The organism is Streptomyces sp. CBMA123 (genome assembly GCF_014596465.1).
In the GTDB taxonomy this organism is placed as follows: Bacteria; Actinomycetota; Actinomycetes; order Streptomycetales; family Streptomycetaceae; genus Kitasatospora.
Genome location: NZ_MECK01000006.1, coordinates 1 through 23,371 on the forward strand (window position 1 = coordinate 1; position 23,371 = coordinate 23,371).

General features: G+C 72.1%; 23 protein-coding genes, 2 tRNA genes and 1 pseudogene. 5 read left to right on the forward strand and 21 right to left on the reverse strand.

From position 1 onward, the window contains the following. The 13 genes and pseudogenes from BG452_RS02325 to pgsA form a co-directional block, all read right to left on the reverse strand. Window positions 1-484: pseudogene (locus BG452_RS02325) on the reverse strand (protein translocase subunit SecD); the annotation flags it as partial. 147 nt (window positions 485-631) lie between these two features. Then, entirely contained in the window at window positions 632-1,039 is a 408-nt protein-coding gene (yajC, locus tag BG452_RS02330; protein ID WP_188302433.1) for a preprotein translocase subunit YajC, read from the reverse strand. 259 nt (window positions 1,040-1,298) lie between these two features. Continuing rightward, the gene (gene ruvB, locus BG452_RS02335; protein WP_188302434.1) at window positions 1,299-2,369 is read right to left on the reverse strand and encodes a Holliday junction branch migration DNA helicase RuvB; all 1,071 of its coding nucleotides are present in this window, start codon (window positions 2,367-2,369) and stop codon (window positions 1,299-1,301) included. 109 nt (window positions 2,370-2,478) lie between these two features. Beyond that, window positions 2,479-3,090, reverse strand: coding sequence for a Holliday junction branch migration protein RuvA (gene ruvA, locus BG452_RS02340; protein ID WP_188302435.1), 612 nt, complete (start codon window positions 3,088-3,090; stop codon window positions 2,479-2,481). Further along, window positions 3,087-3,656, reverse strand: a complete 570-nt coding sequence (ruvC, locus tag BG452_RS02345; protein WP_188302436.1) for a crossover junction endodeoxyribonuclease RuvC — start codon at window positions 3,654-3,656, stop codon at window positions 3,087-3,089. The genes ruvA and ruvC overlap by 4 nt, the downstream gene beginning before the upstream one ends. 189 nt (window positions 3,657-3,845) lie before the next feature. Continuing rightward, a complete protein-coding gene (locus tag BG452_RS02350; protein ID WP_188302437.1) occupies window positions 3,846-4,604 on the reverse strand; it encodes a YebC/PmpR family DNA-binding transcriptional regulator in 759 nt (252 codons plus the stop codon). An 89-nt stretch (window positions 4,605-4,693) separates the two neighbouring features. Continuing rightward, window positions 4,694-5,311 (reverse strand): pyridoxal 5'-phosphate synthase glutaminase subunit PdxT, encoded by a 618-nt coding sequence (gene pdxT, locus BG452_RS02355; protein ID WP_188302438.1) that lies wholly within the window; start codon window positions 5,309-5,311, stop codon window positions 4,694-4,696. 96 nt (window positions 5,312-5,407) lie between these two features. Continuing rightward, the gene (pdxS, locus tag BG452_RS02360) at window positions 5,408-6,319 is read right to left on the reverse strand and encodes a pyridoxal 5'-phosphate synthase lyase subunit PdxS (protein WP_063346811.1); all 912 of its coding nucleotides are present in this window, start codon (window positions 6,317-6,319) and stop codon (window positions 5,408-5,410) included. Window positions 6,320-6,447: 128 nt separating this feature from the next. After that, window positions 6,448-6,993 (reverse strand): hypothetical protein, encoded by a 546-nt coding sequence (locus BG452_RS02365; protein ID WP_317620867.1) that lies wholly within the window; start codon window positions 6,991-6,993, stop codon window positions 6,448-6,450. Between the two features lie 43 nt (window positions 6,994-7,036). Beyond that, window positions 7,037-7,405, reverse strand: a complete 369-nt coding sequence (locus BG452_RS02370) for a 5-carboxymethyl-2-hydroxymuconate Delta-isomerase (RefSeq protein WP_188302439.1) — start codon at window positions 7,403-7,405, stop codon at window positions 7,037-7,039. Between the two features lie 227 nt (window positions 7,406-7,632). Next, a complete protein-coding gene (locus BG452_RS02375) occupies window positions 7,633-8,808 on the reverse strand; it encodes a glycosyltransferase family 4 protein (protein ID WP_188302440.1) in 1,176 nt (391 codons plus the stop codon). Window positions 8,809-8,856: 48 nt separating this feature from the next. Continuing rightward, on the reverse strand, window positions 8,857-9,834 hold the full coding sequence (locus BG452_RS02380) for a phosphatidylinositol mannoside acyltransferase (RefSeq protein WP_188302441.1): 978 nt from the start codon (window positions 9,832-9,834) through the stop codon (window positions 8,857-8,859). A gap of 16 nt (window positions 9,835-9,850) precedes the next feature. After that, window positions 9,851-10,498 (reverse strand): phosphatidylinositol phosphate synthase, encoded by a 648-nt coding sequence (gene pgsA / locus BG452_RS02385; protein WP_188302442.1) that lies wholly within the window; start codon window positions 10,496-10,498, stop codon window positions 9,851-9,853. A 242-nt stretch (window positions 10,499-10,740) separates the two neighbouring features. Here pgsA and BG452_RS02390 point away from each other — a divergent pair, with 242 nt between their 5' ends. After that, complete coding sequence (locus BG452_RS02390; RefSeq protein WP_188302443.1) at window positions 10,741-12,789, forward strand: elongation factor G-like protein EF-G2; 2,049 nt, start codon at window positions 10,741-10,743, stop codon at window positions 12,787-12,789. A gap of 57 nt (window positions 12,790-12,846) precedes the next feature. On the opposite strand, the gene BG452_RS02395 is transcribed toward BG452_RS02390, so the two are convergent. Continuing rightward, window positions 12,847-13,290, reverse strand: a complete 444-nt coding sequence (locus tag BG452_RS02395; protein ID WP_188302444.1) for a thiol-disulfide oxidoreductase DCC family protein — start codon at window positions 13,288-13,290, stop codon at window positions 12,847-12,849. 200 nt (window positions 13,291-13,490) lie between these two features. Between BG452_RS02395 and BG452_RS02400 the strand changes: the two genes are divergently transcribed. Next, window positions 13,491-15,137: a hypothetical protein gene (locus BG452_RS02400; protein ID WP_188302445.1), complete on the forward strand. Its 1,647-nt coding sequence runs from the start codon at window positions 13,491-13,493 to the stop codon at window positions 15,135-15,137. Window positions 15,138-15,225: 88 nt separating this feature from the next. Here the strand turns inward: BG452_RS02400 and BG452_RS02405 are convergent, their stop codons facing one another. The 4 genes from BG452_RS02405 to BG452_RS02420 form a co-directional block, all read right to left on the reverse strand. Further along, window positions 15,226-15,786 carry an HIT family protein gene (locus BG452_RS02405; RefSeq protein ID WP_188302446.1) on the reverse strand — a complete coding sequence of 187 codons (561 nt, stop codon included), beginning with the start codon at window positions 15,784-15,786 and terminating at the stop codon, window positions 15,226-15,228. An 86-nt stretch (window positions 15,787-15,872) separates the two neighbouring features. Further along, window positions 15,873-17,852 (reverse strand): threonine--tRNA ligase, encoded by a 1,980-nt coding sequence (gene thrS, locus BG452_RS02410; RefSeq protein WP_188302447.1) that lies wholly within the window; start codon window positions 17,850-17,852, stop codon window positions 15,873-15,875. Between the two features lie 96 nt (window positions 17,853-17,948). Further along, window positions 17,949-19,115, reverse strand: a complete 1,167-nt coding sequence (locus tag BG452_RS02415) for a hypothetical protein (RefSeq protein ID WP_188302448.1) — start codon at window positions 19,113-19,115, stop codon at window positions 17,949-17,951. 32 nt (window positions 19,116-19,147) lie between these two features. Continuing rightward, window positions 19,148-19,702, reverse strand: a complete 555-nt coding sequence (locus tag BG452_RS02420) for a DUF4365 domain-containing protein (protein WP_188302449.1) — start codon at window positions 19,700-19,702, stop codon at window positions 19,148-19,150. Between the two features lie 149 nt (window positions 19,703-19,851). Here BG452_RS02420 and BG452_RS02425 point away from each other — a divergent pair, with 149 nt between their 5' ends. Then, window positions 19,852-20,619 (forward strand): exonuclease domain-containing protein, encoded by a 768-nt coding sequence (locus BG452_RS02425; protein ID WP_188302450.1) that lies wholly within the window; start codon window positions 19,852-19,854, stop codon window positions 20,617-20,619. 62 nt (window positions 20,620-20,681) lie between these two features. Here BG452_RS02425 and BG452_RS02430 read toward each other — a convergent pair. Together BG452_RS02430 and BG452_RS02435 are read right to left on the reverse strand one after the other, a co-directional pair. Further along, window positions 20,682-20,753: transfer RNA gene (locus BG452_RS02430), tRNA-Val, on the reverse strand. Between the two features lie 212 nt (window positions 20,754-20,965). Beyond that, window positions 20,966-21,037: transfer RNA gene (locus BG452_RS02435), tRNA-Val, on the reverse strand. Between the two features lie 435 nt (window positions 21,038-21,472). On the opposite strand from BG452_RS02435, the gene BG452_RS02440 reads away from it, so the two are divergent. Beyond that, the gene (locus BG452_RS02440; RefSeq protein WP_030056266.1) at window positions 21,473-21,886 is read left to right on the forward strand and encodes an SsgA family sporulation/cell division regulator; all 414 of its coding nucleotides are present in this window, start codon (window positions 21,473-21,475) and stop codon (window positions 21,884-21,886) included. 415 nt (window positions 21,887-22,301) lie between these two features. Then, window positions 22,302-22,871: a CGNR zinc finger domain-containing protein gene (locus BG452_RS02445; protein ID WP_188302451.1), complete on the forward strand. Its 570-nt coding sequence runs from the start codon at window positions 22,302-22,304 to the stop codon at window positions 22,869-22,871. 24 nt (window positions 22,872-22,895) lie between these two features. Here BG452_RS02445 and BG452_RS02450 read toward each other — a convergent pair whose 3' ends face one another. Then, complete coding sequence (locus BG452_RS02450) at window positions 22,896-23,351, reverse strand: hypothetical protein (protein WP_188302452.1); 456 nt, start codon at window positions 23,349-23,351, stop codon at window positions 22,896-22,898. Window positions 23,352-23,371: the final 20 nt, after the last annotated feature.

Below are 23,371 nucleotides of genomic sequence, written 5' to 3' on the forward strand. Positions count from 1 at the left end.
CCGAGGGGGCGGCGCTGCCCGACGGGGCGGCGTTCGGGGTGCCCGAGGCGCCGGCGGACGGGGAGCCGGTGGGCGCGGGCGGGGTCACACCGCTGGGCGCCACCGCCAGGACCGGACGGAAGAACAGCTTGGCGGTGGTACCGACCTGGTCCGCCGCGTTCTGCTTGTCGCCGCCCTTGGGGATGTTCACGATGATCGTGTCCGAGCCCTGGGTCTGGACCTCCGCCTCGGAGACACCCATTCCGTTGACCCGGCGCTCGATGATCCCGACGGCGATGTCCATGCTGGACTTGTTGATCGCCTTGGGGTCCTTCGACTTCGCGGTCAGCGTGATGCTGGTGCCACCGGCGAGGTCGATACCGAGCCGGGGCTTGGTGTTGCCCGTCCCGAACATGAGGGCGACCAGTCCGACGGTGACGACCAGGATGAGGGCCAGCGCCCGCCCTGGGTAGCCGTCGCGCGGGCGCGACTTGGGTGTTGCCACCTTGCTCGTTTCTCCCTGTCCATGCCACTTTCCCGACCGGACCCCCGTCCGGCTCGTGGCGGGACGGGGGCATGGCGGGTCTGCGGCCCTGAGGTCCTGTGGGCTCGCGGCACTGCGCCGCGCGGCCGGGCGGGTTGCCCGGCCGTACTACTTGCTCGCGGGAGCCCCGCCCTCGACATCGCCCTTCTCGGCGCTGTCCTTGGTGAGCGTCAGCGGCTTGTCCTCGACCGGCGCGGCGTCGGCGTCCTCGGCCTCCGGCTCGGACAGCTCGTCGTCGGCGGGGCGACCGTTGATGATCGCGTCGTACTCCTGGGGGTCCAGGACGGCCGCGACGGCGCTCTTCGTGAAGTGGGTGACCACGCCGGGCGCGATCTCCAGCTCGACGGTCTCGTCGTTGACCGCCTTCACCTGGGCATACAGGCCGCCGATGGTGCGCACCCCCGCCCCGGGCTCCAGCGCCGTCTGCATCTGCTGCATCTGCGACTGGCGCTTCTTCTGCGACCGGAACATGAGCACGATCGCGATGATCGGGAGGAGAAGGATGATGAGGTTCACTGCAGCCAGGGTCCTTTACGGGCCGCCGGCCGGCGGCCTGTGTGGTATGGGTCGGCCCGTCAGGTGAGAGGGGCGGTCCGGCGGAGTCTAGGCGACCCCGAACTGATCGGACAACGCCAAGCATCGCATCCTGCCACCGAAAGTGGCGACCCTCGGTCCGTACGGTTTCCCGGGACTTCTCCCCTGCCTGCTTCCCGGGGCACGGCACCGGGCCGGGCCGGGAACGGCCGCCGTCTCTCACCCGTTCGGCCGGGAGCGGTCAACCCGCGTCCGGCGGGAACAGCTCCGGCTGGGGCGGCACGGTGCCACGTGTGGTCTGGACCGGAGGGGTCAGCCCGAGGTGCTGCCAGGCGGCGGCGGTGGCGATCCGCCCGCGCGGGGTGCGGGCCAGCAGGCCCTCGCGGACCAGGAAGGGCTCGGCCACCTCCTCGACCGTCTCGGCCTCCTCCCCCACCGCGACCGCGAGAGTCGACAAACCGACCGGACCGCCGCCGAACAGCCGCAGCAGCGCGTCCAGCACCGCACGGTCCAGCCGGTCCAGGCCCCGGGCGTCCACCTCGTAGACGGCCAGCGCCTGGGCGGCGATCCCGGCGGTGACCACACCGTCGTGCCGGACCTGCGCGTAGTCGCGGACCCGGCGCAGCAGCCGGTTGGCGATGCGCGGGGTGCCGCGCGAGCGCCCCGCGATCTCGGCCGCGCCGGCCGGGTCTATCTCCACGTCCAGCAGCGCGGCCGAGCGGTGCACCACCTGCTGCAGCTCGGCCGGGGCGTAGAACTCCATGTGCCCGGTGAAGCCGAACCGGTCGCGCAGCGGCGGCGGCAGCAGCCCGGCCCGGGTGGTGGCGCCGACCAGGGTGAAGGGCGGCAGCTCCAGCGGGATGGCGGTGGCACCCGGGCCCTTGCCGACGATCACGTCGACCCGGAAGTCCTCCATCGCCATGTAGAGCATCTCCTCGGCCGGCCGGGACATCCGGTGGATCTCGTCGAGGAAGAGCACCTCGCCCTCGGTGAGCGAGGAGAGGATCGCCGCGAGGTCCCCCGCGTGCTGGATGGCCGGGCCGGAGGTGATCCGGATCGGGGCGCCCAGCTCGGCGGCGATGATCATGGACAGGGTGGTCTTGCCCAGCCCGGGCGGCCCGCTCAGCAGCACGTGGTCCGGCGCGCTGCCGCGCTTGCGGGCCGCCTGGAGCACCAGGGACAACTGCTCGCGCACCCGCTCCTGGCCGATGAACTCGTCCAGCAGCTTGGGGCGCAGCGCGGCCTCCACCGCCTGGTCCTCGCCGTCGGCGGCGGCCGTGACCAGCCGGTCAGCGGGTTCCGAGTCGTACATCCTCGCGGGCTCCAGAGTCTCCGGTGTGGCCGGTGTCGCCGGTGTCAACGGCGTCGGTCGTGTCAACGGCGTCGACGGTGTCGACAAACGGACAGGTCGTCAGGTGGGTTCAGCGGGCGCGGTTGAGGCCGCGCAGGGCGAGCCGCAGCAGTGCGCCGACGTCCGTCGTCTGCTGCGCCTCCGCCTCCGGGGTGACGGCCGCGACCGCCTCGTCCGCCTCGCGCGGGGCGTAGCCGAGGCCGGTCAGCGCGGAGTGCAGTTGCTCGCTCCACGGCGCCGGAGCACTGGCGATCGGCTTCTGCGCCGGCACCGCGCCGTGCGGTGCACCCAGCTTGTCCTTGTACTCCAGCAGCAGCTTGGCCGCCTTCGCCTTGCCGATGCCCGGCACCGCGACCAGCGCCTTCTCGTCCCCGCCCGCCACCGCCGCGCGCAGGGCGTCGGGGCTGTGCACGCCGAGGATCGCCTGGGCGAGCTTGGGGCCGACGCCCGGCGCGGCCTGGAGGATCTCGAACACGGCCCGCTCGTCGTCGTCCGCGAAGCCGAACAGGGTGAGCGAGTCCTCCCGGACCACCAGCGAGGTCGCCAGCCGGGCGGGCTCGCCCAGCCGCAGGCCGGCCAGGGTGTTCGGGGTGCACTGGACGGCCATGCCGACCCCGCCCACCTCGACCACCGCGGTTCCGGAGGCGATGGCCGCCACCGGTCCTTGCACGAAGGCGATCACCGACTACTGCCTTTCACGGAGAAGGAGCCCCTCGGGGGCGTGGAGCGGGCGGCCTGGGCGGCGGCCTGCGCCGCGGCCTGCAGCCGGTTGGTCGTCCCGCCGCGCCAGATGTGGCAGATGGCCAGCGCCAGCGCGTCGGCGGCGTCGGCCGGCTTGGGCGGGGCGTCCAGTCGCAGCAGGCGCTGCACCATGGCCGTGACCTGCGCCTTGTCCGCCCGGCCGGAGCCGGTGACGGCGGCCTTGACCTCGCTGGGGGTGTGCAGGGTGACGGGGATGCCGCGCCGGGTGGCGCAGAGCATGGCGACCGCGCTGGCCTGGGCGGTGCCCATCACGGTACGGACGTTGTGCTGGGCGAAGACCCGCTCGACCGCGACCAGGTCGGGCCGGTACTCGTCCAGCCAGCTCTCCAGGCCCTGCTCGACCAGCAGCAGCCGCTGCCCGATCTCGGCGTCGGCCGGCGTGCGCACCACGCCCACCCCCGCCATCCGCAGCGGCCGGCCCGGCGCGCCCTCGACCACGCCGACCCCGCACCTGGTCAGCCCCGGGTCCACACCCAGCACCCGCACGTCACGCCCCGCCTCTCTGCGACCCGCCGCTCACCCGTGATTCGCCACTCGCTTCCGGGCGCGGCGAAGGACCTGCGAAGGCTATCGCCCGGGTCCGACAATCCCGCCGACGACACCGGCCCGGCGGTCCTGGGACCACCGGGCCGGGCAGTGAGAACGATCACTCGCCGTCGATCGCTCGACGCCGTGTCACTCGGCGTCGAGCTGCGCACCGACCTCGTCGGAGATGTCGAAGTTGGCGAAGACGTTCTGCACGTCGTCGCTGTCCTCCAGCGCGTCGATCAGCTTGAGGATCTTGCGGGCGCCGTCGACGTCCAGCTCGACCTGCATGCTCGGGAGGAAGTTGGCCTCGGCCGAGTCGTAGTCGACGCCGGCGTCCACCAGCGCGGTGCGCACGGCGACCATCTTGGAGGCCTCGGAGACGATCTCGAAGGACTCACCGAGGTCGTTGATCTCCTCGGGCTCCTGGTCGAGGACGACCTCGAACAGCTTGTCCTCGTCGACACCGTCGGCCTTGGGGACGATCACGACGCCCTTGCGGTTGAACAGGTACGACACCGAGCCCGGGTCGGCCATCGAGCCGCCGTTGCGGGTCATCGCGACGCGCACGTCGGAGGCCGCACGGTTGCGGTTGTCGGTGAGGCACTCGATCAGGACGGCGACACCGTTCGGGCCGTAGCCCTCGTACATGATGGTCTGGTAGTCGGCGCCGCCGGCCTCCAGACCGCCACCGCGCTTGACGGCGCGGTTGATGTTGTCGATCGGGACCGAGCTCTTCTTCGCCTTCTGGATGGCGTCGTAGAGGGTCGGGTTACCCGCCGGGTCGGGCCCACCGGTCTTCGCCGCCACCTCGATGTTCTTGATCATCTTGGCGAAGAGCTTGCCGCGCTTGGCGTCGATCACGGCCTTCTTGTGCTTGGTGGTAGCCCACTTAGAGTGGCCGGACATCGCCAGCTCCTTTACGTCGCCAATGGAAATGAACAGATGAGATCTTACCGGTGTCGTCACCGGTGGGACGCACACGGCTACACCGGTGCCTACCGGGTGGCGAGGTGCTCCTCGACCATCTTCACGAAGTAGGCGTGCACACGGTGGTCGCCGGTGAGCTCCGGGTGGAACGAGGTGGCCAGCAGGTTGCCCTGGCGCACCGCCACGATCCGGCTCTCCGGGCCGTCCGCGCCGGGCAGCTCGGCCAGCACCTCGACACCCGCGCCGACCGCCTCGACCCAGGGGGCGCGGATGAAGACGCCGTGCACCGGGGCGTCGTCCATGCCCTTGAAGGCGATGCCGGACTCGAAGGACTCGTTCTGGCGGCCGAAGGCGTTGCGGCGCACCGTCATGTCGATGCCGCCGACGGACTCCTGGTCCTCCCGGCCGTCGAGGATCTTGTCGGCCAGCATGATCATGCCCGCGCAGGTGCCGTACACCGGCATGCCGGCGGCGACCCGCTCGCGCACCGGGTCCATCACGCCGAACAGCAGCGCCAGCTTGGACATGGTGGTGGACTCCCCACCGGGGATCACCAGCGCGTCGACCTCGGCCAGCTCCTCGGCACGGCGCACCGGACGGGCGAGCGCGTCGGCCTCGGCCAGCGCCACCAGGTGCTCGCGGACGTCACCCTGCAGGGCGAGGACGCCGATGACTGGAGTGCTCACGGTCTTCAACCTCAATCGATCGTTACTACGGACGGACGCGGCGCGGCCCGCCGCACGCCGAAGCGCTGCGGCGGGCCGGCCAGGAGCGGGGGGCGACTACCAGCCGCGGTTGGCGTAGCGCTCGGTCTCCGGCAGGGTGTCGCAGTTGATGCCGACCATGGCCTCGCCCAGATTGCGGGAGGCGTCCGCGATGATCTTCGGGTCGTCGAAGAAGGTGGTGGCCTTCACGATGGCGGCGGCACGCTTGGCCGGGTCGCCCGACTTGAAGATGCCGGAGCCGACGAAGACGCCCTCGGCGCCCAGCTGGCGCATCAGCGCGGCGTCGGCCGGGGTGGCCACGCCACCGGCGGAGAACAGCACGACCGGCAGCTTGCCGAGCTCGGCGACCTCCTTGACCAGCTCGTACGGCGCGCGCAGCTCCTTGGCGGCGGCGTACAGCTCGTTGTTGTCGAAGCCGCGCAGCTTGGCGATCTCGTTCTTGATCTGGCGCAGGTGGCGGACGGCCTCGACGACGTTGCCGGTGCCGGCCTCGCCCTTCGAGCGGATCATGGCCGCGCCCTCGGCGATGCGGCGAAGGGCCTCGCCCAGGTTGGTGGCGCCACAGACGAAGGGGGTGGTGAAGGCCCACTTGTCGGAGTGGTTGACCTCGTCGGCCGGGGTCAGCACCTCGGACTCGTCGATGTAGTCGACACCCAGCGACTGGAGCACCTGGGCCTCGACGAAGTGGCCGATCCGGGACTTGGCCATCACCGGGATGGAGACCGCCTCGATGATCTCCTCGATCATGTTGGGGTCGGACATGCGGGCCACGCCGCCGTCCTTGCGGATGTCGGCGGGCACCCGCTCCAGGGCCATGACGGCCACCGCGCCGGCGTCCTCGGCGATCTTCGCCTGCTCGGCGTTGACCACGTCCATGATCACACCGCCCTTGAGCTGCTCGGCCATGCCGCGCTTGACCCGGGCGGTACCGATCTGCGGCTGGTCTGCGGTGGTGGGGGTGGTGGACACGTGAGACCTCACTCGAAGATTAACCAGTGCTATCGCCCTATGGTAGGCGGAACGGGTGACCCAACCATGCGCCACCAAGTCCAGCCCGGACGACGGGATGCGACAATCGGGCCGTATCCGGGGACAGCCTAAGCAGGCGCTCCCTCGGGCGTAAGAGCGGGCGGCGGAGCATCGTCCATCTCGAAGGCCATCGGGAACGGCGCCTTGCCCGCCAGCCGGAAGTACCGCACCAGTCGGTGCTCCCGCACCGCCCGCGCCGCCCGCACCGCGTCGTTGTGGAACCGACGGGCCATCGGCACCCGGCGCACCGCGGCCGTCAGATCACGAACCGCCTCCTCGCCACCCGGCTCGGCCACCAGCGCCGCCACCTGCTCCGCCTCCTCGAACACCGCCCGCAGCGCCAGGCTCAGCTGACTCTCCGCCACCTCGCGTTGCTCGTCCTCGGCCTGCCGGGCCGCGTGCGCCGCGTCCAGCAGCAGCAGCGAGGCCGCCGGATCCAGCAGCGAGGACGTCGCCAGCTCCATCGCCACCGAGGCCCGGCGGACCAGCTGCGCGTCCAGTGCCGCCCGCGCGGCGTCGATCCGGGCGTGCAGCCGGTCCAAGCGGCCGGCCGTCCAACTCAGGTACATGCCGAACAGCACCACGGCCACGCCGGCCCAGATCCAGGTAGTCACGGACCGCTACGTTACCGGGTGTCACCAGCCGCCCCGCCCGGCGTCAGCCCTGAGCGGTCCCGCTGCGGTAGCTGCCCCGGTCGATGTCCGCGATGTTCACCGCGGTGAACAGCCTGGTCCCCGGCAGCGGCCGGACGTGCTGCGCCAGCAGCGCCACCACGCCCTCGCTCAGCGCCGCCTTCGCCTCCGGCGTACGGCCCGGGAACACCTGGAACTCGACGTACACCTGGGCGTCGCCCACCACCCCGGTGCTGCCGACCACCAGCTCCTCGCTCTGCCGGAACAGCGTCTTGCAGGACCCCGGCTTCGCGTCGATCGTCTCCTCGGCCAGCCGGTTGATCGCCAGGCCCAGCGCGCGGCGGTCGAAGGTCCCGGCCAGGCTGGACGAGTAGTCGACGGAGATCTGCGGCATCGTTTCCCCCAGGGGTCACAGTGGTGCGGTCGGCCCGACCCTAGCCGCACCCGCACCCGGCCCCGCGGAAGCCCCCACCCCCGCGCTCCCCGCGCTCAGTCCCCGGCCGGGCCGAAGGCGCCCGGATGCGACTCGCCCGCCCGCCTCCGGGCGCTCCCGGCCCGGCGCCGAGGCTCCTCGCTCCGGCGCCCCCTCCTGCGGCGGTCGCTAGTCGCTCATCGCTTTCGTCACCGGCGCGTCCTTCGGCTCGGAGCGTGGCGCACGTCCTCCTCGACCACCGCCGCCGCCCCGGCCGTCACCGTCTCGTAGACCGCCAGGATGTCCGCACCGACCGTCGACCAGTCGAACCGCCGCACGTGCCGCGAGGCCGCCTTGCTCAGCTCCTCCAGCCGCACCGGATCCCCCAGCAGCCGCAGCGCCGTACGGGCCAGCGCATCCGCGTCCTCCACCGGGAACAGCTCACCGGCGTCCCCGCCGTCCAGCACCTGCTTGAACGCGTCCAGGTCGCTGGCCAGCACCGGGGCACCCGCCGACATCGCCTCGACCAGGATGATCCCGAAGCTCTCGCCGCCGGTGTTCGGCGCCACGTACAGGTCCACGCTGCGCAGCAGCCGGGCCTTCTCCCGGTCCGAGACCATGCCGAGGAACTCCACCCGCTCACGGACCTCGGGCGCCAGGCCGGCCACGGCCTCCTCCTCGTCGCCCTTGCCCGCGACCAGCAGCCGCACCCCCGGCCGCTCGGCCAGGATCCTCGGCATCGCCGCCAGCAGCGTCGGCAGGCCCTTGCGCGGCTCGTTGATCCGGCCGATGAAGCCGATCGTGCCCGGCTCCCCGGCCGCCGCGCCGCCGGTCCAGCGCTCGTCCGGCTCGGCCTCCGCGAAGAACCCGACGTCCACGCCGTTCGGGATCACCACCGCGTCCCCGCCCAGGTGCTCCACCAGGGTCCGCCGGGCGTACTCCGACACCGCGATCCGGGCCCGCATCTTCTCCAGCCCCGGCTGGAGGATCGGCGAGGCCGCGATCATCGCCCGCGAGCGCGGGTTCGAGGTGTGGAAGGTGCCCACCATCGGCCCGCTGGCCGACCAGGCGGCCAGTATCGACAGGCTCGGCGAGGTCGGCTCGTGCACGTGCAGGATGTCGAAGCGCCCCTCGCGCAGCCACCGCCGCACCCGGGCCGCCGACAGGATGCCGAAGCTCAGCCGCGCCACCGAGCCGTTGTACGGGACTGCCACCGCCCGCCCGGCCGAGACCACGTACGGCGGCAGCGCCTCGTCGTCCTCGGCCGGCGCCAGTACCGACACCTCGTGCCCCAGGCCGATCAGGTGCTCGGCGAGGTCCCGGATGTGGAACTGCACCCCGCCGGGGACGTCCCAGTCGTACGGGCAGACGATGCCGATCTTCACAGGTCCTCAAGCTCCTTCGGGCGGTCGTGCGGTCCTGATCGGCCGGGCTCAGGCCCCGGAGGCCTCGGCGGCGGGCTCGGCCGCCGGCACCGGCGCCGCCCCGGGGCGCGCCGCGGCGTGTCCGCCCCCCACCGTCTCACGGGACGGCAGGTCGGCCAGCCAGAACTTCTGCAGCATGTGCCAGTCCTGCGGGTGCTCGCTGATCCCGCGCTCCCACACGTCCGCCATCGCCTGGGTCATCGCCAGCGTCCGCTCCTTGCGGTCGCCCTCCTCCGGCACCGGGACCTCCGGGTGGATGGTTCCGCGCAGCACCGGACCGTCGTACCAGAGCGTCACCGGCAGCAGCGCCGCCCCGGTGCGCTGGCTCAGCGCCGCCGGGCCGGCCGGCATCCGGGTCGGCTCGCCGAAGAAGGACACCTCGATGCCCGCCTCCGAGAGGTCCCGGTCCCCCACCAGACAGACCAGCTTGCCCGCGCGCAGTCGCCGCGCCAGCGTGCCGATCACGTTCACCCCGCCGCCGGACAGCGCCAGGACCTCCATGCCCTGGCCCTCCCGGAACTCGACGAACCGGTCGAACAGCCGCTCCGGCTTCAACCGCTCGGCGACCGTGGTGAACGGGTGGCCCAGCTGCGCTATCCAAGTGCCCGCCAGGTCCCAGTTGCCCATGTGCGGCAGCGCCACCACCACGCCCCGCCCGGACTCCAGCGCCTCCTCCAGGTGCTCGAGCCCGCCCACCTGGACGTCCCGGAGGACCCGCTCCCGGCTCCACACCGGCAGCCGGAAGGACTCCATCCAGTACCGCAGGTACGAGCGCATCCCGGCCCGCGACAGCCGCCGCAGCGCCGCCTCGTGCAGCCCCGGACGGACCCTGCGCAGGTTCGCCTCCAGCTGGCGCACCCGCGGACCGCGGCGGCGCCAGGCGTAGTCCGCCAGCCGGTCGAACAGCCACCGCGCCACGGGCTCCGGCAGGTGCTTCAGCACCGCCCACCCCAGCGCGTAGGCCCAGTACACCAGTCGGTCCGTCATCGCAGGACGCCCCCCATCAGCTCCCGGCCGCCGCTCGGTCGGCCTCGAACGCCTCACGGCGCACGGTCACCATCCGCTGGACCACCGTCACCAGGCTGCCCGCCGCGACCAGCCACAGCGCCACCGGCAGCAGCCACTCCACGTACGGCACCCCGAACGTGTGCAGGCCCGCGATCCCGGCCGCCACCAGGCTGATCACCAGCCGCTCGGCCCGCTCCACCAGCCCCGACACGTCGCACGGCAGGCCCTGGCTCTCCGCCCGCGCCTTGGTGTACGACACCACCAGACCGCTGGCCAGGCAGAAGATCGCCACCGCGCACAGCAGGTTGTTGTCACCCTTGCCCGCGTACCACATCGCCAAGCCGCCGAAGATCGCCGCGTCCGCGACCCGGTCCAGCGTGGAGTCCAGGAAGGCCCCCCACTTGCTGGTCCGGCCCAGCTGCCGGGCCATGTTCCCGTCCACCAGGTCCGAGAAGATGAACAGCGTGATCGTGATGGTGCCCCAGAAGAACTCCCCACGCGGGAAGAACACCAGCGCACCGACCACCGAACCGGCGGTACCGATCAGCGTCACGGCGTCCGGGCTCACGCCCAGCCGGATCAGGAACGCGGCGAACGGGGTCAGAACACGTGTGAAGAAGGCACGCGCGTATTTGTTGAGCATGGCCTTCCCAGCCGCTCCGATTCTCCCGGATACCCGCCTGGCGCAGCGTGCGCAACAGACGGCCGGACGAATGAGCACGCCCGACCCACCCATCGTAGCCACGCCCGGGACACCCTCCGTCGCACGCACCGCCGGACCGCACCCCGGCGACGGCCCCCACACGTACGGTCACCGACACGCGCCCGACAGGACCCGCCCCTAAACTGCCAAGGACAGCCTCGGCGCCACGGGAGGAGACCCCGATGCCCGACCGCAGCACCGCCCGAGCCGGCCAGACACCCGCCGTCACCGGCCCGCAGGACCTGCGCAACGTCGTCCTCGTCGGCCCGAGCGGTGTGGGCAAGACCACCCTCGCCGAATCCCTCGCCCTCGCCGCCGGCGCCACCGGCCGCGCCGGACGCGTCCCCGACGGCACCACCGTCTCCGACCACGAGGACATCGAGCACCACCAGCAGCGCTCCGTCCAGCTCTCGCTGCTCCCGCTCGAATGGAAGGGCGTCAAGATCAACCTGATCGACCCGCCCGGCCACCCCGACTTCGCCGCCGAGATGCGCGCCGCCCTGCACGCCGCCGACGCCGCCGTCTTCGTCGTCTCCGCCACCGACCCGGTCACCGCACCCACCCGCGCGCTCTGGCGGGAGTGCGCCGCCGAGGGCATCCCCCGCGCCATCGCCGTCGCCAAGCTCGACCTCGCCCGCACCGGCTTCGACGACATCCTCACCAGCTGCCACGACGCCTTCGACCTCGGCCCGGACACCCTGCGCCCGCTCTTCCTGCCCGTCCTCCACGACGGACACCCCGACGGCAGCGTCGACCTCCTCACCGGCGACACCTACGGCGAGGCCACCCCGCTCCCCGACACCGGCCCCGCCCACGACAGCCTCGTCGAGGCCATCTCCGGCCAGGACGACACCCTCATGGAGCGCTACCTCGCCGGCGACCCCCTCGACACCGACTCCCTCGAAGCCGGAATGCGCCGCGAAGTCCTCGCCTGCGCCCTCCACCCCGCCGTTCCCACCAGCGACAACGGCCTCGGCGCCGCCGAACTCCTCGACCTGATCGCCCACACCTTCCCGAACCCCACCGAACGCACCCGCCCCGCCCCCGACTGCGACCCCGACGCCCCGCTCGCCGCCCAGGTCGTCCGGGTCACCGGCGACGCCTACGTCGGCCGGATCAGCCTGCTGCGCCTGTACGCCGGCACCCTGCGCCCCGACAGCCGGATCCACCTCGTCGGCCCCGCCCACACCGCCGGCCAGAACGGCGACGAACGCGTCACCGCCCTCACCAGCCCGTTCGGCAAGCTCCAGCGGCCCGTCCCGCACGCCGTCGCCGGCGACCTCGTCTGCGCCGCCAAACTCACCACCGCCCGGGCCGGCGACACCGTCCACGACCCCGGCCACCCCGTCGAACTCGACGGCTGGACCCTCCCCGAACCCCTGCTGCCGATCGCCGTCGAAGCCCACAGCAAGGCCGACGACGACAAGCTCTCCCAGGCCCTCACCCGGCTCACCGCCGAGGACCCTGCACTACGGCTGGAACAGAACCCCGACACCCACCAGCTCGTCCTCTGGTGCACCGGCGAGGCCCACGCCGAGGTCGTCCTCGACCGGCTGCGCACCCGCCACGGCGTCCACGTCGACACCGTCGAACCCAGGGTCGCCCTGCGCGAGACCTTCGGCACCGCCGCCGCCGGCCACGGACGCCTCGTCAAACAGTCCGGCGGCCACGGCCAGTACGCCATCTGCGACCTCGAAGTCGAGCCCCTCCCGGCCGGCTCCGGTTTCGAGTTCCAGGAACACGTCGTCGGCGGCTCCGTCCCCAAGCACTTCATCCCCTCCGTCGAGAAGGGCGTCCGCGCCCAGCTCGCCAAGGGCATCGCCACCGGCTTCCCGCTCGTCGACGTCCGGGTCACCCTCACCGACGGCAAGGCGCACTCCGTCGACTCCTCCGACGCCGCCTTCCAGAACGCCGCCGCCCTCGCCCTGCGCGACGCCGCCGAGCACGCCGTCGTCCGACTCCTCGAACCGGTCGCCGCCGTCAGCGTCCTGCTGCCCGACGAGTACCTCGGCACCGTCCTCGGCGACCTCTCCGCCCGCCGCGGCCGTGTCCTCGGCACCGAGATCGGCGGCCAGGGCCTCACCCTGCTGCGCGCCGAAGTCCCCGAACTCGAACTCGTCCGCTACCCGGTCGACCTGCGCTCGCTCACCCACGGCACCGCCGAGTTCTCCCGCGCCTACCTGCGCCACGAACCCATGCCCCCCGCCCTGGCCGAGCGCTACACCGCCTGACCGCCACCGTGGCCCCGGCCGGGAGCCACCCCGGCCGGGGCCACACAGGCTGACGAGCTACACCGACCCGGCGGGCTTCCGGTTCGGCAGCGCACACGCCGCCGTGCCCCCCGGCATCCGGTGCCGGTTGCGCGCCACCCAGCGGTACACCACACCCGCCACCGGCCGCACCGGCGCCAAGGTCAACACCGCGCCCAGGTACGCCCACGCGCCCCCGGTCCGCAGCAACAGCCGCGCCACCGCCTGCGCGCCCCCGTACACCCGGCCCCCCGGGGTCACCCACAGCACCTCGCGCTCGGCCCGCTCGGCCGAGACCTCACCCAGGCCGCCCGCCACCGCGTCCAGCGCCGGCAGGTCCGCGAACTGGAACGGCACCGACTCCCAGCCACCCGAGGCCAGAGTCTGCCGCAGGAACCTCTCGCCCCAGCGCACACAGGACGAACAGAACGCGCAGTCCCCGTCGAAGACCAGCACCGGATCCTTCACGACAACCCCCTTCATCGTCTCCACCGTCCATCCTGCCCCACCCTCACACCGTCGGCCCGGGCGGGTATCGACCCGGCCGAAGCTGGGCATCATGCCTCTCAGGCCCTGGTGCGGCCGGAACGCACCGGTTCGTGACGGTACTTCAGACGATCATCCGCGCAGGGGTGCCACGGCACGGTAACCTGCCGCTGACAAGGGGAGGAGCAGACGCCACCGTGGCCACACTCGACATGACCCCGGGTGCGCAGATACCCCGGACCGACGCCGGCCCGCAGACCGCCGTCACCCAGGCACTCTCCTCGGCCGCCTACCGTGACGGCGAGATCGACAAGTTCGTCACGGACGTCACCGACGCCACGGCGAAGAAGGGCCGCTTCGCGCTCTTCCGCCCCAACCTCGGCGAGGCCTTCAGCAAGGCGCTGATCTCCCGCGCCCTCGGCGGCGACCGCAAACCCCTCGTCCCGTCCTTCGGCGTCGACACCCGCCAGGTCGTCGAACACTGCCTGGCCGCCGAGGAACTGCGGCACGCCCGCGACCGGCAGCTCAGCACCGTCACCGTCGTCACCGGCCTGCTCTTCCTCCCCGGCACCCTGATCTGGCTCGGCGCCTTCCAGCTGCGCGCCTGGCTCAAGCGCGACAACGCCCGCGGCGCCGACACCTACGGCGCCCTCGCCCTCATCGCGGCCGCCGTCCTCGCCGGCTTCCTGCTGCTGCGCCCCCCTGCGGTGGGCTTCCTGGGCATCTACCTGCGGATCACCATGCTCGCCCCGGTCCTCGGCTGGTACCTCGCCCGCCGGATCGTCGAGCACTCCGCCAAGGACCTCCGCACCCGCTGGCAGGACCTGGTCGAGGGCAGCGCCGTCGCCGCCACCGTCGCCAAGGCCGTCCCCCGCGACGACCTGGACAAGAAGGCCAACGAACTGCGCGACCAGCTCGGCCGGCTGGAGGCCGAGCAGGAGACCAACGTCCACCACTACGCCGGTCCGAAGGGCATCCTCGGCGCCGGCCGCCGCTGGGGCGAATGGCGCCTGGCCGACACCCTCCACCCCGCCGAGGGCCACGCCGACTTCCGCGCCTTCCACCCCTGGGACCTGGTCCGCCGGATCTCCGCCCACCTCAAGGGCCTCGGCGTCAGCCACGTCGCCAACAGCGGCATCCCCAACGTCAACATCAAGCAGTGGGTGGTCTTCGACGTCAGCGAGGGCGCCGACGAGATCAGCCGCCCCGGCAACGCCGACATGGACGGCGACCGGATGCGCGACTTCGCCGTACAGAGCATCGCCGACAAGCAGACCTTCTCCGGCGGGCCCCGGCACTACCTGGCCACCCAGTTCATCACCCACGACGGCAAGCTGGTCATCACCTTCACCGTCACGGTGACCCTGCTCGCCAACGTGCTGAACATCTCGGTGGCCGGCTACGCGCTCGGCCCGGTCAAGGGCGTCTTCTTCGACAAGCCCAAGGACAAGGAGAAGTCCGTCGCCAAGACGATGCGGTTCTGGGAGGAGCGCACCGTCAAGCTCCCCCTGATCGACAACGACGAGGTGGTCCGCCAGGCCGTCCGCGCCCCCTTCCACCGGATGCCCAGCCTGCTCGGCTGGCTCGGCGGCGGTCTCGGCCTGCCCGAGCCCTTCGGACTGCGGCACTCCTGGGTGGGCACCGCCTGGAACAACCGCTCCATGGTCGACAACGCGATGAACGCCTCCGTCCCGGTGCTCAGCGCGGTCCACGCCGCCACCCTGGAGTTCCTCCAGGAGCACGACCTGGACGCGGAGCGCTTCTTCAAGACCCGCACCTCGATCATCAAGTCCGAGGCGCAGGGAAGCCGGCCGTACAACGTGGACGAGTTCAGCGCCGGCTGATCGAGAACGCTCGCCGGGAACGACGTACGAAGAGGGGCCCGCCACCCGGGAGTTCGGTGGCGGGCCCCTCTTCGCGTGCGCGTCCGGCTCAGCCCTGCGGCCAGACCTCGGCCAGCATCTTGCGGGTGTCCGCCAGCAGCTGCGGCAGCACCTTGGTGTGGCCGACCACCGGCATGAAGTTGGTGTCCCCGCCCCAGCGCGGCACCACGTGCTGGTGCAGGTGCGCCGCGATCCCGGCCCCGGCCGCCGTGCCCTGGTTCATCCCGATGTTGAACCCGTGCGCCCCCGAGGCCGCGCGCAGCGCGGTCATCGCCCGCTTGGTGAAGTCGGCCAGCTCGACCGTCTCCGCCTCGTCGAGGTCGGTGTAGTCGGCCACGTGCCGGTACGGGACCACCATCAGGTGCCCGCCGTTGTACGGGTACAGGTTCAGCACCGCGAACACGGCGCTCCCCCGGGCGATGATCAGCCCCTCCTCGTCGCTCAGCGACGGGATCGAGCAGAACGGACAACCGTCGTCCGGAGCCGGGCCGGTGGGCTTGTTCTCACCCTGGATGTACGCCATCCGATGGGGGGTCCACAGGCGGCGGAAGCCGTCCGGCTCACCGACACCCCGCTGCAGTTCCGGCTCAGTCGTCATGCTGATCAGCATATTCGCCCGACGGTGCTTGCAAAGCCGCGCGGGGCAGACTCATCGAGAGCCTGCCCCGCGCAATCCCCGCCCTGGCGGGGCCGACGTCACACCTGGATGCGACGCTCCACCGCGTCCACGATCTCGGCGATCGCCTCGTCGACCGACACACCGTTCTTCTGCTCGCCGTTGCGGTAGCGGAAGGACACCGCACCCGCCTCGACGTCGTCGTTGCCGGCGATCAGCATGAACGGCGTCTTGCTGCGCTGCGCATTGCGGATCTTCTTCTGCATCCGGTCGTCGGAGGTGTCCACCTCGACCCGGATCCCGTGCTTCTTCAGCTTGGCCGCGACCTCCTGCAGGTACTGCACGTGCTCGTCGGTGATCGGGATGCCGGTCACGGTGACGGGGGCCAGCCACGGCGGCATGGCGCCGGCGTAGTGCTCCAGCAGCACCGCGAAGAACCGCTCGATCGAGCCGAACAGCGCACGGTGGATCATGACCGGCCGCTGACGCGAGCCGTCCGCCGCGGTGTACTCCAGGTCGAAGCGCTCCGGCAGGTTGAAGTCCAGCTGGATGGTCGACATCTGCCAGGTACGGCCGATGGCGTCGCGCGCCTGCACCGAGATCTTCGGACCGTAGAAGGCCGCGCCGCCCGGGTCCGGCACCAGCGGCAGGCCCTGCTTCTCGGCCACGGCGGCGAGGACCGCGGTGGCCTCCTCCCAGGTCTCGTCGCTTCCGACGTACTTGACCGGGTCCTTGGTCGACAGCTCCAGGTAGAAGTCGGTCAGACCGTAGTCGCGGAGGAGGTTGAGCACGAAGGTCAGCGTGGAGTCGAGCTCCTCCGCCATCTGCTCGCGGGTGCAGTAGATGTGGGCGTCGTCCTGCGTGAAGCCGCGGGCACGGGTCAGGCCGTGCACCACGCCCGACTTCTCGTAGCGGTACACCGTCCCGAACTCGAAGAGGCGCAGCGGCAGTTCACGGTACGAGCGGCCGCGCGCGTCGAAGATCAGGTTGTGCATCGGGCAGTTCATCGGCTTGAGGTAGTAGTCCACGCCCTCGTCGAGCTGCATGGGCGGGTACATACCGTCCGCGTACCAGTCGAGGTGGCCGCTCTTCTCGAAGAGCTTCCCCTTGGTGGCGTGCGGGGTGTAGACGAACTCGTAGCCCTCTTCCTCGTGCCGCTTGCGCGAGTAGTCCTCCATCGCGCGGCGGATGACGCCGCCCTTGGGGTGGAAGACCGCGAGGCCGGAGCCGATCTCCTCCGGGATGGAGAAGAGGTCGAGCTCGTTGCCGAGCTTGCGGTGGTCGCGCTTCTCGGCCTCGACCAGGAAGTCCAGGTGGGCCTTGAGCTCGTCCTTGGTCGGCCAGGCGGTGCCGTAGATGCGCTGCAGCATGGGGTTCTTCTCGCTGCCGCGCCAGTAGGCGGCCGCGTTGCGCATCAGCTTGAACGCCGGGATGTGGCGGGTGCTGGGCAGGTGCGGACCGCGGCAGAGGTCGCCCCAGCAGTGGTCGCCGCTCTTGGCGTCCAGGTTGTCGTAGATGGTGAGTTCGCCGGCGCCGACCTCGACGTCGGCGCCCTCGCCGGCGGTGGCGGCGGAGCCCTTGAGACCGATCAGCTCGAGCTTGTACGGCTCGGCGGCCAGCTCCTCGCGGGCGGCCTCGTCGGTGACCACGCGGCGGGAGAACTTCTGCCCCCGCTTGATGATCTCCTGCATCTTCTTCTCGATGGCCTTGAGGTCATCGGGGTGGAAGGGCTTCTCGACGTCGAAGTCGTAGTAGAAGCCGTCCTTGACCGGCGGCCCGATGCCGAGCTTGGCCTCGGGGTAGAGCTGCTGCACGGCCTGGGCCATGACGTGCGCGGTGGAGTGGCGCAGGATGTCCAGGCCGTCCTTGCTGTCGATCGCGACCGGCTCGACCTCCTCGCCGTCCTGGACGGCGTAGGCGAGGTCCTTGAGCTGGCCGCCGACGCGGGCGGCGATGATCGAGCGGTCGTCGGCGAAGAGCTCGGCGGCCGTAGTGCCCGTCGTCACCACGCGCTCTTCCCGATCGGGTTCGCGGCTGATGATTACCCGGACGTCCGTCACCGGTCTCTCCTGACGTGCTGGATTCAGAGGACGCAACACTGCGCTGCGCGTGACGATGGTACCGAGAGCGTCACCCGCGCCGCTCACCTGCGTCCACTACGCCTGCTCTCCCCCGTCCTGGAGTCCCTTCAGCAGCCGCTCGCGGTCGCCCTCCGCCCAGCCGCACAGCTCCAGGCCGTGGGCCCGGGTCAGCCGGCGGAAACCGTCGCGCCGCTCCAGCCGGCCGGAGACCCGGACCGGGACGCCGGCGAGGTGGGCTTCGGCGGCGAGCCGGTAGTCGGGGTCGGCCAGGCGCACCTTGAGTTCGCGGACGTCGGCGCCGCCGAGCACCCGCAGCCGTACCGAGCCCGGTCCGGCCGGGTCGGGACGCTTGAGCCGGACCACCACGCCGACCACGGTGACGTCGACGGCGGGTTCGAGCCGTTCCAGCAGTTCGGCGGCCTCGGCCAGGGCGGGCAGGTCGCCGGGCGAGAAGTCGAGCTCGATCCGTCGGTCGCCGAAGCCGCCCGGGGTTCCGGCGGCGGGCGACCAGGCGACGGTGAGCCGGGCGGCGGTCGCGCCGCGCACCAGGTCCTCGACGGACTGGACGAGTTCCCGGCTGACCCCGGAGCGGACGGCGTTCTCCAGGGCCTCGGGCCCGCCGCTGACCCGGCGGTAGTCGACCGCGTCGCGCAGCGCCTCGAGCGCGCGGACCAGTGTGGTGACGGCGGTCCGGCCCTCCGGGGCGGGGGCGTAGGCGGTGAGGGCGGCGCCCTGCTCGACGGCGCCCTGCTCGACGAGCATGACGCGCTCCAGGAAGTCCCCGGCCAGGCCGTCCAGCCGGGCGCCGAAGTAGGCGGCGGTGGTCCGGCCGGCCTTGGCCCCGGCGGCGAGCATCGCTCGCGCCGCCCGCTGGAGCCGCTCGGCGTCGTCCCAGGGGGTGGCGTCGGCGGGGCCGGGCAGGTCCCGGCGCCAGCACAGCTCGTCGCCGGGGACGGCGAGGGCGAGCAGGATCGATCGGGCGGAGGGGGTCCGGGAGCGGGAGAGCGCGGTGACGGCGTCGGTGAGGAGTTCGACGGCGTCGTCGAAGCCGTCCGCGGTGGGGACGAGGAGGCTGGTGCCGGGTTCGCCGTCCGGCGGGGTCCAGCGGCCGTACCGGGCGGCGGGGCCGCCGCGTCGGACCCAGCCGTGCCGGGCGAGCAGGGTGGCGAGCACCGCGGGGTCGACGGTGGCCGGGTCGGGCAGGGCCCGCGCCGGGTCCTGCGGTCCGTTCGGCAGGGTCATGGGCGTGCTTCCTCGCTGCCGGGGCCGGGCGGTCACGGGCTGCCGCCCGCACCGACCCGGGCCATGATGTCGCAGAGCGCGCGGTCGTCGAAGACCTTGTCGGTGGGCACCCGGACGTTGGTGCGCCGCTGCCCGGTGACGGGGTGGCCGGCCAGGTTGACCCAGTAGCAGCAGTGCCGCAGTTCGAGGGCGTCCCGGCGGGCCAGCAGCCAGTGGTCGACCCGGCGCGGCAGCAGCATCACGACCAGGATGCGCGGGACGGCGACCCGGGCGCGGGCGAGCTTGCGCAGGTGGTCGTTGTCGAGGGTGAAGCTGAAGAACGGCCCGGCCGGACCGGGTGCGATCTGCTGGGTCGCCTTGAGCTGGATCTTGATGGTGACCTCGTCGTCCACCTCGTGCGCCCGGGAGCCGTGGCTGACCTGCCAGTCGATGCCGTTGTCCGGGAACGGCTGGGAGAGCGAGCACCCGGCCGCGGCGGCGACCGCGTGCAGGTAGCCGACCTGCAGCGTCTCCATGCAGGCGGTGACCGCGAGGTTCCCCCTGAGTGCGGCCGCCGCCTCATCGGGCTGCGGCTGTGTCAGTGCCATCGCCCCGTGGCCTCCCCCGGCTCCGGGCCCGTCCGAGTCGAACGGCGCGTCCTTGGGCAGGATCCCCGGTCGGGGCTGGGCCAAACGGGTTGAGCGGGCGTCAGAACCGGGTATCACCCAGGCGCGGAACGCACGCCTGAGGGGCAGTCATGCAGCAGCACTGGTACACCGGCCCACTCGCCTCCTTCGACACCGAGACCACCGGCGTGGACGTGGAGTCCGACCGGATCGTCTCCGCCGCCCTGGTCGTCCAACTCGCCCCGGGCGCAACGGCTCAGACCACCACCTGGCTCGCCGATCCGGGCATGCCGATCCCGGACGGCGCCCGCGCGGTGCACGGCATCACCGACGAACAGGTCCGCAGGCACGGCCGGCCGGCCCGCGCGGTGGTCGCGGAGGTCACCCGCGCCCTGGCGGCCCAGGCGCGGGCCGGCCGGCCCGTGGTGGTGATGAACGCGCCCTACGATCTGACCCTGCTGGACCGGGAGTTGCGCCGTCATCACGGGCTGGCGCTGAGCACCTGCCTGGACGGTGCCGGGCTGGTGGTGCTGGATCCGCGCGTGCTGGACAAGCACGTGGACCGCTACCGCAAGGGCCGCCGGACACTGACCGACCTGTGCGCCCACTACGGAGTGGACCTCGCCGGGGCGCACGACGCGGCGGCGGACGCGACGGCGGCCCTGTCACTGATCCGGCGAATAGGCGCCCGCTACCCGGCGGCGCTCGGCGGGCTGACTGCGGCGGAGCTGCACCTGCGGCAGGCGGTCTGGCACGCGGCGCAGGCGCGCGGGCTGCAGGCCTGGTTCGACCGCTCGGGGACGCCGGAGCGGGTGGACCTCTCCTGGCCGCTGCGCCCGGCCCGGTGCGTCTGCGGTCGTCGACTGGAGCCCGGGCACGGTTGCGAGGCGGCCGCGTAACCGGCCCCGAACGCGCCACAGGCCCTGACCGGTTTCCTGGTCAGGGCCTGCGTGCTGTCCGGTGGGCGATACTGGGATCGAACCAGTGACCCCTTCGGTGTGAACGAAGTGCTCTCCCGCTGAGCTAATCGCCCGGGCAACGAGATGAACTCTAGCACCATTCGGAGGCAGTCGTACAACTCGGTCTTCCGGAGTAACGGCCGACACATCCACAGAACTCGCACTCAGCGCGGAAGGTGACTGAGCCTCAGCCGGATTTGCCACCGTTGCCCCGAATGGATTCCGGAAATACATGTGAGGCCCAGCCGATAACCGACTGGGCCTCACATATCACAATGCATTCCGGTGGGCGATACTGGGATCGAACCAGTGACCCCTTCGGTGTGAACGAAGTGCTCTCCCGCTGAGCTAATCGCCCGGGTGCAGGGAAAACATTACCGCATCCCGAGGGGTGCTCCGAACACCCCTCCCGCCCACCACCCCTCCCCTCGGTCCCGGGCGCCGGGGGCGGGCCCGCCCGGCCCAGCCCCGGCTCCCACCACTCCACCGGCCCCGTCCGCGCGCACGACTGGTCGGGCCCGACCGCACCACCCGCTCCCCTGTTCCCGACCCACCCGGCGCTTCCCACCGGCCCGCCGGATGCCCCCGGACATGCCACCCCGGAAACCGGCCGAGAAGAACCGCCGGTAATGCCCCGGGCGGGTACTCCGCGACGATTCCGCAATGCGCCGTAAGGGGTACGACTCGCGCCCGAATCGGGACAGAGGGGTTTACATCGGTCTTGGGGGTGGGATGGTCCGTTCGCCGACGTGCGAATCCCCGAGCGCACACTGAGCGAAAGGCCATGGCGCTTATGAACACCACGGTCAGCTGCGAGCTGCACCTGCGCCTCATCGTGTCCAGCGAGTCCTCACTGCCCGTCCCCGCGGGCCTGCGCTACGACACCGCCGACCCCTACGCCGTGCACGCCACGTTCCACACGGGCGCCGACGAGACCGTGGAGTGGGTGTTCGCCCGAGATCTCCTCGCGGAGGGGCTGCACCGACCGACCGGTACCGGCGACGTCCGGGTGTGGCCGTCCCGCAGCCACGGGCAAGGGGTGGTCTGCATCGCACTGAGCTCTCCGGAAGGAGAAGCCCTGCTGGAGGCCCCGGCCCGGGCGCTTGAGTCGTTCCTCAAGCGGACGGACGCCGCGGTGCCCCCCGGCACCGAACACCGTCACTTCGACCTCGACCGGGAGCTGTCCCACATCCTCGCCGAAAGCTGACCCCGACCGGAGGCGGTCCAGCCCCGCTGCCGGCGGGGCCGAACTCCCTGCCGTGATCGCTGCCGTCCTACTCGGGGGCACGGCAGCAGACTCAGCCGCGCACGACGCGGTCTCGGGGCCGGTGGACGGCCCGCTCCCACCGGAGCGGGGCCACAGCACCGCAGGCGCCCGGCACCGGAGCCGGCCATCCGTACGGGTGGCCGGCCTCGCTGTCGGGCGCCGTCGTCGTTTCCGGGGGCGTTCGGGCCCCACGCCCGGGAGGTGCGCCGGGGGGACGGCGCCCGCTTTGGGACGCTCTGACGGAATCCGTACAGACCTTCGAACAAACGCGCCGCCCTTATGCCGCAAGGGCCGGTATGGTCTGGGGTAACCGTGGACGCGGGGTACCGGAGTCCCCTGCGCGAGGAGTCCCAACGTGCTGATCACCCATGACACCGAGTGCGCGCTGAGCATCCTCGTGGATCTGCTCAACACGGCACCCGAGGTGTGCGGCGACGAGCGACTGCCGGACGTCGCCGCGCTGGACGCCTTCGTGGTCCGCCAGGAGATCAGCGAGATCGACTCGCTGACCGAGGACGACCTGCGCCAGGTGCACGAGCTGCGCACCCGGCTGCGCGAGGTGTTCCGGACGGAGTCCACCGAGGCGGCCGCCGAGCTGGTCAACGCGATCGTCGCGGCCGCCGGGACGACGCCCCGGCTGGTCAATCACGACCACCACGACTGGCACATCCACTACTTCGCGCCGCACGCCGCGCTCGGCCCCCACCTCGCGGCGGAGCTGGGCATGGCCCTGGCCTTCATCCTGATGGCGGGCGAGCGGGAGCGGCTGCGCCGGTGCGAGGCGCCGGACTGCGCGCGGGTCTTCGTGGACCTCTCCCGGAACCGCTCGCGGCGCTACTGCGACAGCCGGACCTGCGGCAACCGGCTGCACGTCGCCGCCTACCGGGCGCGGCAGCGGTCGGCGGAGGCCGTCGCCTCCGCCTGACGCTCCCGCTCCGGCCCGCGCGCCTCAGATGCCGCGCTTGCGGAGGATCTCCTCGATGTCGGCGAAGTCGCCGAGGCCGTCGTCCCGCTTGCCCGTCTGCTTCTTCCCGGGCGCCTTGGGCGCCGTGGCCACGGCCGGGCGTTCGGGGGCCGGTCCGGCGGCGGCCGGGCGCTCCGGGGAGGCTTCCACCGCTCCGCGGCGATCGACCCAGCGGGTGGCGACCAGCAGCGCGGCGGAGACGCCGAGCAGCACGATGCCGGTCCACACCCGGGGGTCGAAGACCAGCTTGGTCGCCCAGTCGGCGAACGCCCGGCCGATGGTGCTCGCCAACGGGAACAGGCCGGTCAGGTAGAGCCCGGCGGGCAGCAGGGCCACCGCGAACCAGCGGGTCGCCGAGCGGAAGCGCCGACGCCAGGCCCGTAGGCCCGCGACGGCCACGCCGCCGGCCGTGAGCAGGAAACTGATCGCCGCGGTCAGCACGAGTGGGCCCCTTCGTCTCC

Coding starts and splice junctions, on each gene's coding strand:
- BG452_RS02390 (WP_188302443.1), top strand. CDS start 10,741: ATGCCCGACCGCAGCACCGCCCGAGCCGGCCAGACACCCGCCGTCACC.
- BG452_RS02350 (WP_188302437.1), bottom strand. CDS start 4,604: ATGTCCGGCCACTCTAAGTGGGCTACCACCAAGCACAAGAAGGCCGTG.
- BG452_RS02370 (WP_188302439.1), bottom strand. CDS start 7,405: ATGCCGCAGATCTCCGTCGACTACTCGTCCAGCCTGGCCGGGACCTTC.
- BG452_RS02395 (WP_188302444.1), bottom strand. CDS start 13,290: ATGAAGGGGGTTGTCGTGAAGGATCCGGTGCTGGTCTTCGACGGGGAC.
- ruvB (WP_188302434.1), bottom strand. CDS start 2,369: ATGTACGACTCGGAACCCGCTGACCGGCTGGTCACGGCCGCCGCCGAC.
- BG452_RS02440 (WP_030056266.1), top strand. CDS start 21,473: ATGAACACCACGGTCAGCTGCGAGCTGCACCTGCGCCTCATCGTGTCC.
- pgsA (WP_188302442.1), bottom strand. CDS start 10,498: ATGCTCAACAAATACGCGCGTGCCTTCTTCACACGTGTTCTGACCCCG.
- BG452_RS02405 (WP_188302446.1), bottom strand. CDS start 15,786: ATGCTGATCAGCATGACGACTGAGCCGGAACTGCAGCGGGGTGTCGGT.
- BG452_RS02380 (WP_188302441.1), bottom strand. CDS start 9,834: ATGACGGACCGACTGGTGTACTGGGCCTACGCGCTGGGGTGGGCGGTG.
- BG452_RS02425 (WP_188302450.1), top strand. CDS start 19,852: ATGCAGCAGCACTGGTACACCGGCCCACTCGCCTCCTTCGACACCGAG.
- BG452_RS02415 (WP_188302448.1), bottom strand. CDS start 19,115: ATGACCCTGCCGAACGGACCGCAGGACCCGGCGCGGGCCCTGCCCGAC.
- BG452_RS02420 (WP_188302449.1), bottom strand. CDS start 19,702: ATGGCACTGACACAGCCGCAGCCCGATGAGGCGGCGGCCGCACTCAGG.